This window comes from Neobacillus mesonae (assembly GCF_023715155.1).
GTDB classification, from domain to species: Bacteria; Bacillota; Bacilli; order Bacillales; family Cytobacillaceae; genus Neobacillus; species Neobacillus mesonae_A.
This window is the reverse complement of sequence record NZ_JAMBNQ010000002.1, coordinates 73,820-86,101: the sequence shown is the minus strand read 5'-3', so window position 1 is coordinate 86,101 and position 12,282 is coordinate 73,820. Positions and strand designations below refer to the sequence as shown.

General features: G+C 42.6%; 12 protein-coding genes. 4 read left to right on the top strand and 8 right to left on the bottom strand.

The annotated features are described in order from the left end of the window. Positions 1-15: 15 nt before the first annotated feature. Genes M3183_RS03245 through M3183_RS03230 form a run of 4 tightly spaced genes read right to left on the bottom strand, consistent with a single transcriptional unit; the run spans position 16 to position 3,145 of the window. The gene (locus M3183_RS03245; protein WP_251466430.1) at positions 16-813 is read right to left on the bottom strand and encodes an ABC transporter permease subunit; all 798 of its coding nucleotides are present in this window, start codon (positions 811-813) and stop codon (positions 16-18) included. 12 nt (positions 814-825) lie between these two features. Further along, positions 826-1,620: an ABC transporter permease subunit gene (locus M3183_RS03240; protein WP_251466429.1), complete on the bottom strand. Its 795-nt coding sequence runs from the start codon at positions 1,618-1,620 to the stop codon at positions 826-828. Beyond that, positions 1,601-2,506 carry an ABC transporter ATP-binding protein gene (locus M3183_RS03235; RefSeq protein ID WP_251466426.1) on the bottom strand — a complete coding sequence of 302 codons (906 nt, stop codon included), beginning with the start codon at positions 2,504-2,506 and terminating at the stop codon, positions 1,601-1,603. The genes M3183_RS03240 and M3183_RS03235 overlap by 20 nt, the downstream gene beginning before the upstream one ends. A 15-nt stretch (positions 2,507-2,521) precedes the next feature. Next, positions 2,522-3,145 carry a TetR/AcrR family transcriptional regulator gene (locus M3183_RS03230; protein WP_251466424.1) on the bottom strand — a complete coding sequence of 208 codons (624 nt, stop codon included), beginning with the start codon at positions 3,143-3,145 and terminating at the stop codon, positions 2,522-2,524. Between the two features lie 150 nt (positions 3,146-3,295). Between M3183_RS03230 and M3183_RS03225 the strand changes: the two genes are divergently transcribed. Both M3183_RS03225 and pepT read left to right on the top strand, forming a co-directional pair. Continuing rightward, positions 3,296-4,309, top strand: a complete 1,014-nt coding sequence (locus M3183_RS03225; protein ID WP_251466422.1) for a nuclease-related domain-containing protein — start codon at positions 3,296-3,298, stop codon at positions 4,307-4,309. A gap of 666 nt (positions 4,310-4,975) precedes the next feature. Continuing rightward, on the top strand, positions 4,976-6,208 hold the full coding sequence (gene pepT / locus M3183_RS03220; protein ID WP_251466420.1) for a peptidase T: 1,233 nt from the start codon (positions 4,976-4,978) through the stop codon (positions 6,206-6,208). 27 nt (positions 6,209-6,235) lie between these two features. On the opposite strand, the gene M3183_RS03215 is transcribed toward pepT, so the two are convergent. The 3 genes from M3183_RS03215 to M3183_RS03205 all read right to left on the bottom strand — a co-directional run bounded on the left by M3183_RS03215 (position 6,236) and on the right by M3183_RS03205 (position 9,780). Beyond that, complete coding sequence (locus M3183_RS03215; RefSeq protein WP_251466418.1) at positions 6,236-7,153, bottom strand: aminoglycoside phosphotransferase family protein; 918 nt, start codon at positions 7,151-7,153, stop codon at positions 6,236-6,238. A 28-nt stretch (positions 7,154-7,181) separates the two neighbouring features. Next, positions 7,182-8,762, bottom strand: coding sequence for an FMN-binding glutamate synthase family protein (locus tag M3183_RS03210; RefSeq protein WP_251466416.1), 1,581 nt, complete (start codon positions 8,760-8,762; stop codon positions 7,182-7,184). A gap of 112 nt (positions 8,763-8,874) precedes the next feature. Further along, entirely contained in the window at positions 8,875-9,780 is a 906-nt protein-coding gene (locus M3183_RS03205) for a LysR substrate-binding domain-containing protein (RefSeq protein ID WP_251466414.1), read from the bottom strand. 183 nt (positions 9,781-9,963) lie between these two features. Here M3183_RS03205 and gdhA point away from each other — a divergent pair, with 183 nt between their 5' ends. Both gdhA and M3183_RS03195 read left to right on the top strand, forming a co-directional pair. Continuing rightward, a complete protein-coding gene (gene gdhA, locus M3183_RS03200) occupies positions 9,964-11,346 on the top strand; it encodes an NADP-specific glutamate dehydrogenase (protein WP_251466412.1) in 1,383 nt (460 codons plus the stop codon). A 180-nt stretch (positions 11,347-11,526) separates the two neighbouring features. Continuing rightward, on the top strand, positions 11,527-11,652 hold the full coding sequence (locus M3183_RS03195) for a DUF4023 domain-containing protein (protein ID WP_251466410.1): 126 nt from the start codon (positions 11,527-11,529) through the stop codon (positions 11,650-11,652). A gap of 42 nt (positions 11,653-11,694) precedes the next feature. Here the strand turns inward: M3183_RS03195 and M3183_RS03190 are convergent, their stop codons facing one another. Next, positions 11,695-12,279: a hypothetical protein gene (locus tag M3183_RS03190; protein WP_251466408.1), complete on the bottom strand. Its 585-nt coding sequence runs from the start codon at positions 12,277-12,279 to the stop codon at positions 11,695-11,697. Positions 12,280-12,282 lie beyond the last annotated feature (3 nt).

Sequence of the window (12,282 nt, the reverse complement as noted above, 5' to 3'; positions counted from 1 at the left end):
ATATTCCCCAAGTATTTAGACCTGTATATCCCGCTTATTAAATGAAATATAGGCCACAATGGTCAAAATGAATACAATCCCAATGGAAAGCAAGATAAACACCGGATCAAGTCCACCATCTATCAATACCCTTTTTGCTTCAAAATATTTAAACGGTGTGAGATATTGCAGAAACTCCAGCTTCTGGCTCAAATCGATGGCAATTGACAGGATATAGGCCGCCAATAACAGCGCGGTCCCCATTGACACAGCCCGTTTCGGCTTTTTCCCTGAGGCCGCAATCCCCGATCCTGCGGCTAAAAACATAAGCTGCACCAAGAACATCCCCGTCATTAATAGGGAGAGGTCACTTATCGAATCCTCTGTCTTCGCAAACTTGGCCACACTGATCACTGAAAAAACAAAAGTTACTAGATTAAAAATCAACACATTCACCAGTGCCGCCGCAAGCTTTGCGGTCATAATCCGGCTTCGCGATATCGGCTTTGACAATAAAAATTCCGCTGTTTTACCGCGTTCTTCCTTGGCGATGATACCAGCACCCAGCATTAAGGAATGGATGGCGGCCATTAACAATAGGTACGTAAACAGAATACCATAATACCCGACGGCGGTTGATAAATCCAAAGATCCAGTACCCATGACAGCCTGAAGCGACCTGGGCATTGTAGAAACCAGCTGCTGCAATGACTCACCGGTACTGTCTAACCCCTCAAACTTCGCCATCCCGCTGGCCGCCATTAAGAAACTGCCAATACACCATAGAATAAGAGACTTTCTCGCTGCCTTCATTTCCCGGAAAAACAAATTCATCACAACACCCCCTTATACCGCATGAATATCTTTTTTTGAATAAATGATATAGCTGGCTGAAACAGCAATGACAATAAACAATGCTTCAATGAAGATAAAACGGGGTTCATAAGATGCATGCCTAATAATATAGGCCGTATCATAATACTTAAATGGAGTGAGGTAACGAACCGCCTTCTCCCCAATCACTGAACCCAGCATATTTAAAATATAAAAGGCAAATACAGTCCCAAGTGAAATCGGCAGAACCGACTTGATAGACATCACGGCGGCAACGAGCACCCCCAAAGCTAAAAACATACATTCCACCAAGAAGGCCGATAAAGAAATCATTAAAAAGGTGCCCATATCGAACGGCTTTTGGCTTACCGAAAGTGTCGTCATGGCAGCAGCCGCCAAGAAAATGATATTCGTCATGATTAAGGAGCTGATTGCGGCCAATAATTTAGCACTCACCACTTGGCTCCTGGTTACCGGCTTGGTCAGTAAAAAATCAGCTGTTTTTTCCCGCGCCTCCTTCGATAAAATCGAGACTCCCAGATTCATAGCTTGAATGCAACCGCATAATACAATATAAGAAAACACATAGGAATAAAACCCTAATAGTGATGTAATGCTTTCAAGCGAAATACCAAATGCCTTCCGAACAGGTTCCGGGTATCCTTGAAGCAGCTTTTGAAAATCAGCAGCATCCTTCGTTAAACCCGGAAACATCGACATAAACAACACCAATACCGCCGCCAGGGACAAGGTCCATACAATGGTGGACTTCCGGTAAACTTTCAGTTCATGGAGAAAAATATTCATCTTCATTCTCCTTTTCATAGTAATGCAAAAAGATTTCCTCTAAATCCGGCTCCTCAATCCAAAGATTCGTTAGTTCCAACTGGGTTAATTTTTCTAATACACTATTGATATTGCCGCTGTATAGAAAACTTGTAATCTGGTCCTTTACCTCCAAATTCTGAACTCCATCCATCTGAAAGAAGCCCTGCGATACGGGCATTTTCGTTTCCAGCTTAAACCGTTTATGATTATTTTCCTTTAGCGTGCTGATTTTTTCGACCTTAACTAGCTCGCCTTCCTTGATAATCGCCACACGGTCACACATCTTTTGCACTTCACTCAGAATATGAGAAGAAAATAGAATCGTTGTGCCTTTCTTATTTTCTTCTTTTAAAAGATCAAAGAATTTCTGCTGCATTAACGGGTCGAGGCCGCTCGTCGGCTCATCAAGTATAATGAGTTTTGGCTCATGCAGCAGCCCCTGAACAATGCCCACCTTTTTCTTATTTCCAAAAGACAGATCATCAATTTTTTTATTAAGATCAAGATCCAGCATTTTCGAAAGCTGACTAATCCGATGACTGCAGTCCTTTTTGTAAAAACTAGCTGAATACTTCAGCAAATCCTTAACCTTCATATTATCGTAGTAAAATACTTCTGATGGCAGGTACCCGATTTCCCTCTTAATTTCCGGGGCAAACTTAACTGAATCCTTGCCAAAAATCAGCGCACTGCCGCTTGTTGGATAAATAAGTGACAACATTGTACGGATGGTCGTCGACTTACCGGCACCATTCGGTCCAATAAACCCAAAAATCTCGCCTTCCTCCACATTAAAGCTGATATTTCTAATCCCTCTTGATTTGCCATACATTTTGGTCAGGTTCTTCAGCTCAATCACATTCATCGTTTAGAGCCCCCTTTATTTGTAAAAGGCCTTGATTAAGACCTCAAAATACTGCTCCGCTTCGAGAAATACTTGCTTATAGTCAATTTGATGTGCTGGAGAAAGCCTTGCCTTTTCAAGCTCCGCTTCGCTCATTTTTTCAAACGTCCAGGTAATAATTTTTAAAACAATCTGGACATCCATGTCATCTCGGAATTTCGAAAAATCAATTCCCTCATAAACCTTGCCCATACTGTCATCGGTCATTTGCTTTACCTTTTTTTCAATATCGGGCTTAACCTCCATCGAATCCTCCAAATAAGCACCCTCCATAAACTTAAAAAGGGCTGGATAAATCGAAAGCAGCTCCATTTTAATCTGCATGGCCTGCCGAATTCTTGTAAAAAAGTCCGGCTCATCCAAGTTAATCTTTTGAAAAAACTGCTCAGCAGCGAGTTCATAGCAATAGTCAAATAAAAACAAAAATAACTGCTTTTTGCTGCCGAAATAATGAAACAGCAGCCCTTTTGAAATTCCAGCTTCCTTTACCATCTCATTGGTTGATGCCTTTTCATATCCCTTCTCGGCATATTCCTTCATGGCGGCATTTATGATTCGGTCTTGTTTTTCCTTATCTAAGTTGAGAAATTTTGAAAACACTGTGCCGGTCCTCCTTTTATCAGTTGTTGACCATACCAGTCAATCACAGTATATTCCGGCTGACCCCACTGGTCAATAGATGTACAAGTTTACTTTTTACAATATTTTGAACTTTGTAGCTTGTCTTTTAACAATATGCTATGATGCAAAGTGGAGGTGATTGATATTCTAATAAAAGAGAGAGACTTTCCGCTGAAGTTAGAGGGGTTGGCTGCTGCCCAAAGCCGATTATTAGCCGGCCATCCAGCCCTGCCTGTATTATCAGCAAAGCATTCCTCAATGGAAGCAGGAATCGGCGGTGAGGACAGAGTGGCTGAGATCTTCAAGAAAAGCATTTTCCCATTTGATATCCACATTTATCATGACTTATCCCTTTCTACAGATGTTCAAATTGACATTTTTGGCTTAACCCCTTGGTATGGCATAGTTTTAGAAGTGAAAAATATTAGTGGAATCTTGGAATTCAAGGAAAATCCCCCGCAACTAGTCAGCACCAAAGAGGATGGACACAAATATGGCTATGAAAACCCCGCTGCCCAATTACAGAGGAACTGCGAATATGTGACCGAATGGCTTTGGGGCCGCAACATCCAACTCCCCATTTACCGCGCGGTCATATTAGCCTATCCTAAGCAAATTGTGACAACCGCCCCAACCCATACAAAACTGTTATTCCCAAACCTGGTTCCTTCTTATATCAAAAGCATTCCACAGCAGGGGGAAAAATTAGATCCCGACACATTCCAAAGGCTTTCCCATGAGATCGTTAGCAGCCATCAACCGTTCATTCCAGCACCTATCAGCGAATCTTATAAAATCCCATTCGAAGATTTCCAACCAGGGACAAGGTGTTATATGTGCGGCAGACTGGGAATGGTCAAGCATCCAAGAACATGGCTCTGCCCCACATGTAAAGACGTTGACCATTTAGCCCATCAACGAAATCTTTTAGAATGGTTTTTGATTCATAAAAGAACCATCACGAATCGGGAATGCCGGGATTTTTTACATGTTGATATTCATACTGCAAATCGCATCTTAAAAAGCATGAATTTCCCAAGTAAAGGAACATATCGAGATCGGGTATATATAATGGATTTTAGTATGGAAAGCTTAATGGCTATTTTAAAAGATAAGAGTCATAAGAATAGTTTTCACAATTAATAAAAACATAGCTGGAAGTTTCGGGCTGCCATACACTAGTAAAGTTTGTCGGCGCCTTTTGCTTATCCGCAAGTAAAGTGGCTTTATCCACTAGTTTTGCGCCGCTATCCGCAAGTAAATTTTGGCGGCGCAACTATCTTGGCTTTTCCGCAAGTAAAGCTCCTTTATCCGCTTGTTTTGAGCTGTTATCCGCAAGTAATTTTCACCGGCGCAACTATCTTGGCTTTTCCGCACGTAAAGCTCCTTTATCCGCTTGTTTCACTCGGCTATCCGCAAGTAAATTTTGCCAGCACAACTAACTTCGGCTTTTCCGCTAGTAAAGCTGCTTTATCCGCTAGTTTCACTCGGCTATCCGCAAGTAAATTTTGCCGGCACAACTAACTTCGGCTTTTCCGCTAGTAAAGCTCCTTTATCCGCTAGTTTCGTGCGGCTATCCGCAAGTAATTTTCACCGGCGCAAGTAATCTTGGCTTATCCGCAAGTAAAGCTCCTTTATCCGCTAGTTTCACTCGGCTATCCGCAAGTAATTTTTGCCGGCACAACTAACTTTGGCTTTTTCCGCAAGTAACAACACACAAGCAAACAATCACACACCCAAAATGTGTAACCGTTCCCCCAAAGTGATATGATAATCATGTACATAACTCAAGTAAGGGAGTGCAGCACATTGAAAGACGAGTTGATTAAACGATTTACGTCATATGTAAAAATCGATACGCAGTCTGATGAAAGCAGTGAGACTTGTCCGTCAACCGAGGGGCAGTGGACGCTCCTTCGCAAACTGGTTGAGGAGTTAAAGGAAATCGGCATGGAAGAAGTGACAATTGATGATAACGGTTACGTCATGGCGACATTGCCTTCCAATACAGAAAAAGACGTGCCAACCATCGGCTTCCTTGCTCACGTTGACACAGCAACAGACTTTACAGGCAAAAACGTGAACCCGCAAATTCATGAAAATTACGATGGCGGTGACATAGTCTTAAACAAGGGATTAAATGTTATCCTATCACCAAAGGATTTTCCAAATCTTAAAAATTATAACGGACATACCTTAATCACCACCGACGGTACAACATTGCTTGGCGCTGACAACAAAGCTGGTGTCACGGAAATCATGACTGCCATGAACTACCTTAATCAGCATCCAGAAATTAAGCATGGCAAGGTCCGCGTTGCGTTCACGCCGGATGAGGAAATCGGCAGAGGGCCGCATAAGTTTGACGTTGCGGCGTTCAATGCTAAGTTCGCCTATACGGTTGACGGCGGACCGCTTGGAGAGCTGGAATTTGAAAGCTTTAATGCGGCAGCAGCAAAAATCACCATCAACGGAAACAATATTCACCCAGGCTCTGCCAAAGATAAAATGGTGAACTCGATGAAAATCGCGATGGAACTGCAAAGCAAACTGCCGCCACAAGAGGCACCAGAGCATACTGAGAACTACGAAGGCTTCTACCATTTGCTGTCATTCAATGGTGATGTAGAGCAAACCAAACTAAATTACATTATCCGCGACCATGACCGCGACATTTTTAATAAAAGAAAAGAAACGATGACCAGCATCGTGAACGAGTTAAAGGAAAAATATGGCGCAGAAAATATCCAGCTTGAACTGAAAGATCAATATTACAATATGGGTGAAAAAATTAAACCAGTGAAGGAAATCGTTGATATCGCACAAGAGGCAATGGAAAGCCTTGGGATCACGCCAATCATCCAGCCAATCCGCGGCGGCACTGATGGCTCACAGCTTTCTTTTATGGGGCTGCCAACACCAAATATCTTCACTGGCGGTGAGAATTTCCATGGAAAATTTGAATTTATTTCCGTTCAAAACATGGAAAAATCAGCCAACACTGTTATTGAGATTGTAAAACTGTTTGAAAAAAGAGCATAACCACTAAAAAAAGCTAACCCTAAAAGGTTAGCTTTTTAAAATCCCATCACACAGCTGCTCCAGCCCCTGAAGCACCTCAACTTGCTGTCTTTTGAGCTTCACCTTCGTCCACTTCACCTCATCAGCCTTCAAATCGCGTTCAATCAGGAGCAGCATCCACATCGAAAAAACGGCCGCAAACTGGTAATATTTCTTTTTAAATAAACCCCGGTCCTCCGCCCGCTCCGCTTGAGCAAGATAAGCATCCAAAGCTTCCTCACGCAGACTCGGCGTTATTTCCCTAGGAAAATCAGGGTGTGCTAAATCCAGCGCATGATACAAGTCCCAATAAGGCAGATTTATATGGGCATGCTCCCAATCCAACACCACTAACCCCCTGGCGGTCAATGCAAAGTTTCCCTGATGGAGGTCGCCATGTGAAATCACCTGAACATGTGAAAATTGAAACTGATCCAGTACAGCTAAAACCGGCTGCAAAAATGGATACCGTACTAATTCATCTTTATTCGCAAGTACCTCCGCCGCCATTTCTTCTATCCGCGGCTTCATCCCAATTAGCGGCACACCAACAAACCTTTCCAAGGGAAGAGAGTGCCATTCTGCGGCTAACCTTACAACTGCTAAAGTACTATCTTTACTAAATGCATGCGAAAGCGGGCCTAAATCCTCAAGAATCATCCAGCTTAAATCTGGATTTTCACTTATTCGATAAGAAATCATCTTCGGGAAAACCGCGGGAAAATAGGGAAGAAGTTGTTCATAGACCCATATTTCCTTCCCCAATTGCGCATTATTCGTTAACGGCTTAAAGATGTACGACTTCCCATCAAATAGGTAGATTCTCTCAACTAACCGACCGTTATTGCCTTTATATAAAATATCTTTTCCTGCAATCAACTGCTCGTTTAGTCTTCCATTTTCTAAAACAATATTGTCAGGCAGCACTATTCACTCCACCTATCCTACAAAAGTCTCATTCCATCTTACCATCAACTTCCGGCAGAGGAAACAGCTCTGAAAGCCTGTGTACCTGGCCATCAACCCCCTTAAAAACAATATGTTCCCTGGTAAACCTTTTAGGAGACTCCAATCCGCATGCTGCTGCCAATGCATACAGCCCTTGACGGACGCTGATGATATAGTTCATCACACGCCATTTCTTTTCTCCGGGAACCAATGCCTCCTGCTGCTTAGGATCTGTTGTGGTCACCCCGGCAGGGCATTTCCCTGTATGACACTGCAAAGCCATAATACAGCCATTGGCAATCATAAAGCCGCGGGCAGAGTTGACTGCATCGGCGCCAATCGCCATGGCAATCGCAATCTTATCCGCAGAAACCAATTTCCCTGATGCAAAAATCTTCAGCTTATCACGCACTCCATAGAAATGCGCTTTATCCACAACTGCAATCAATGCAGGATAAAGGGGGAGGCCCATTGTATCCGCCATTGCTTTATATGTTGCCCCCGAGCCCCCTTCTCCGCCGTCCACAGTAATAAAGTCAGGGTAAATATCCAGCCTTTTCATCGTCTGAAAAAATTCATCCAAATGAAAATGGCTGCCCACAACAATTTTCACTCCAACCGGCTTGCCGCCCTCATCCTGTAGACGTTTAATAAATTGAAGTGCCTCAGAAGGATTTCGTAAAAAAGAAAACCGGTTTGGCGAAATAATGGTCTGACCCTCGGTCACCTTCCGAATCCGAGCTACCTTTTCTGTCACTTTTGCTCCTTCTAAATGCCCGCCCTGGATCTTCGCCCCTTGGCCGAACTTCAATTCAAATGCCTTTACCACAGAATGACCGGCAATCTGCTTAAACTCCTCAAAGGAAAACTCCCCGTCAAGATCACGAAACCCAAACAGACCGGGTCCAATCTGGGCGACAACATCAGCACCGCTCTCTAAATGTTCCGGAGCAATGCCGCCTTCACCCGTATTCAGCCAAGAACCGCCTGCCATTTGACAGCCGTATCCAGTTGATAAAATATAATTTTCCCCGACAGAACCATAAGAAGTTGCAGAAGCCCCAAACGGCCCGAAAAGCTGCCACGGCTGATTACGATCCGGACCGACAATAATCATATCTTCATCAGCAAAAAGCCACCGTGGAATCTCATCTTCTGCCAAATGCTCCCGGCGAAAAAAAAGGCCCTCATGGTCAATAAGGTATTTCCTTGATTTGACCTTTTCCCGATTATCCACGTATAATTCTTCTTTTAACAATGGAAATAATCCGTTTGCAATATAATAACCTGCTGAATCAAAATTACGTTTTGAGCCAAAGCTGATTAAGTCCGTACGATATTTGGCTGAAAAAACAATCCCCAAGTAGTCTGTACGCGAAAACGGCTTGGCACTATTGTCATCATCAAACCAATATTGCCTCAGCTTCGGCCCCATCATTTCAAATACATAACGTACCCAGCCAAAATAAGGATAGGACCGTATAATGGAATGCTGCGGCTTTTTGGCCAAATTCCGAAGCCATAGAAAAAAGGCTAGCAAACCAGCTGCCAGAACAACTAAGAAAATGATAAGAATGGTCAGCCACATAGAAAATCCCCCCTTACATGAGGTCTTAAAGCCAGAATCAACAGCTTTAAGCTGTATAAAAGATTCCCCTCTTTAATACATATGTATGGCGGGAGTGTTTAAATCCTTTATTCTAATTCTTATAACGGTCCAACATGCTGAAGAATTCCCCTAAAAACTCAAAGAAAAGTTTTTCCGTCGGCAGCAGTTCCCGTTCTGTAGGAATAATAACGCCGACCGTACGGCTGACTTCAGGTTCTGTAACGGGGATTTTAACGGTTGAACGAGGGAGTCCATCAATTAGTGTAATCTCGGGAATAAGTGTTACGCCGAGACCTGCGGACACCAAACCTTTAATGGCATCAATATCTTCCCCCTCGAAGGCTACCTGCGGCTCAAACCCCAGCTGTGCACAGGCATCCACAATAATTTCCCGTAAAATAAATCCTTGAGGAAACAGGACAAAGGAATCTTCACGTAAATCAGATAAATTTATAACACGATTATGGGCAAGAGGGTGATTCTGCGGCAGAAGGCCGACAATTTTTTCCGTAAACAAGGTTCGTCCCCGGATCTTCTTTTCCCTTTTTGGCACCGGGCCAAGAAGCGCTAAATTGAAATCGCCTTTTCTAACACCTTCAATTAAGTTTGCATATGAACTCTGGTTTAACTTAAATTTTACTTCAGGATGGAGCTCGCGGAAAGCAGAGATGGCAGTTGGAAGTGTATAGGCAGCAAGACTGCTTGGGAATCCAACGCGGATTGTCCCTTTTTCAGGATCAAGCTGTTCCTCTATTTCCCTTACAGCATCATCAATTAGATTAACCGCCTTTTCCATCTGTGCCAAAAACATTTCTCCAATCGGCGTAAGTTTCACATTTCTGCCTTCACGGATAAATAAATTGGCCCCAAGTTCTTCTTCCAAGTTAAAAATCTGCCTGCTGACTGCTGACTGAGCTACATGCAGGGAATGGGCAGCCTCTGTCACATGTTCTCTTCTAGCTACTTCAATAAAATATTGGATCTGCCTTAACTCCACTAAATCCACTCTCCTTTCTATATAAATGAACCAAAATGCCATTCATCTCATTTTGGCATTAAACCTATCTATAATTCATATTGCTTAGATTAATTATACATTATAAAATAATTTTGTGATTAATTAAAAGGAATTTTCAAAATATATTTGACAATAATATCATTTTAAAAGGGGTTGATTCCTATGCAAACAATCGAAGACGTAAAGAATTCAGGAGCAGTTGCAGCAAGAGAATATGTAAGTGAGGTATTTGAAACAGTAAAACGCCGCAACCCTTCCGAAAGTGAATTTCATCAGGCTGTTGAGGAAATTTTTGACTCACTTGTTCCTGTTTTTGAAAAGCATCCAAAATATATGAAAGAAGGCATTTTAGAAAGAATCGTTGAACCTGAAAGAGTTATTTCATTCCGCGTTCCATGGGTTGATGATAATGGAAAAGTACAGGTTAACCGAGGATTCCGCGTTCAATACAACAGTGCGATCGGACCATATAAAGGCGGCCTTCGTTTCCACCCATCTGTAAATGCCAGCATTATTAAGTTTTTAGGATTTGAACAAATCTTTAAAAACTCTTTAACAGGACAGCCAATCGGCGGTGGTAAAGGCGGTTCTGATTTCGATCCTAAAGGAAAATCAGACGGCGAAATCATGCGTTTCTGCCAAGCCTTCATGCAAGAGCTTTACCGTCATATCGGACCAGATGTAGACGTTCCTGCAGGGGATATCGGTGTAGGAGGCAGAGAAATCGGCTACCTATTTGGAATGTACAAGAAGCTGCGCGGCAATAATGAACCAGGTGTTCTTACTGGTAAAGGACTTTCTTACGGCGGAAGCTTAGCAAGAACAGAAGCTACTGGTTATGGTGCGGTTTATTTCGTAGAAGAAATGTTAAAGGATAAAGGCCTTAGCTTCGAAGACAGCACTGTTGTTGTTTCTGGTTCAGGCAACGTAGCAATCTACGCTATTGAAAAAGCACAGCAGCTTGGCGCTAAAGTCGTTGCATGCAGTGATTCTAACGGATATATCTATGATGAAAACGGCATTAACGTCGAAACCGTTAAACAACTTAAAGAAGTTGACCGTAAAAGAATTTCTGAATATGTCAATTTCCATCCACAAGCACAATATTTCGAAGGCTGCTCTAACATTTGGTCTATCCCATGTGATATCGCCCTTCCTTGTGCAACTCAAAATGAAATTGATGAAACATCTGCAAAAATCTTGGTTTCAAACGGAGTGAAAGCTGTTGGTGAAGGTGCTAACATGCCATCTACTCTTGAAGCAATCAATGTATTCTTAAATAAAGAAGTACTATTTGGTCCTGCTAAAGCTGCAAATGCCGGCGGTGTTGCCGTATCTGCTCTTGAAATGGCACAAAACAGTGCAAGACTTTCTTGGTCTTTTGAAGAAGTTGACAGCAAACTTCATGACATCATGGTGAACATTTATCGTAACAGTGTAAAAGCTGCTGAAGAATTCGGCTACCCTGGCAACCTAGTTGTTGGAGCTAATATCGCTGGTTTCTTAAAAGTAGCCGATACCATGATTGCCCAAGGTTTAATTTAATTATAAACCTCCTCAGAAGCCCCCTAAAAAGGGGCTTTTTTCATTTCTACTGAAGATAAACCGGTCAGTCCTGAAGATATTTTCCACAAAGTCACAGATTTATTGTAAAAACAGCCGAAAGATTACATGAACCGCCGCCTGATGGTAACACTAATAAATGCTAAAGGAGGTTATGTTAAAATGGATCAAAGCAGTACACATGAATTCGTAGAAAAATTGCACGAAAGACAGGAAAAGGATCGAAAAAACAGAGAGAAGAACGGCGAAGATGGCCCAAGCAAAGTATTACCTAATAAAAGACATTAAAAAAGTAAGCCGCGCATAACTATCGCGGCTTACTTTTTTAACTTATTTATTCATACTTGACAAAAAGCCGCCAAGCAGGTCATCTTCGTCCTCGTCATCTTCCTCGGCAATCGGCTCGTCCACTTGTTTCATCTGCGTCCAATCAAACGCGTCCAGTTCATCCTCCACATTTGCTTTCACAGCTGTTTCATCCGGCAAACCTTCTTCTTCGTCGATGACAGCAGCAGCCGTGTGATCCGCCAGCACGTCCTCCTGAAGGTATAGGGCTTCATCAAGGTCAAGTGACTTACTATTTAATGATGCCAGCAATGAAGTCGAACGAATGGGGTCAGCAATCAGCTGATAGACAATACTTCCCAGCAAAGCTTCTGAATGCTCATGCTTCAGCCAATCCCGTTGTATCTTTGTTAAAGACTTCGGAAGAGGGATGGTGACGGTCTCCTTTTCCCTGGAATAAGAATTACCAACTCCCTGCAAGACAAACTCTGCAATTTTACTGGAAAAGTTCCTTTTTTCCGTCTCCTTCAACCTTTGAAGCTCTTTTAAAAGATGTTCCGGCGTATCAGATGGCAGCCGAAATGATAGTGCCTGGCCTCTTTTTATTTCATTTGTGCCAGCCTTTTTCATATA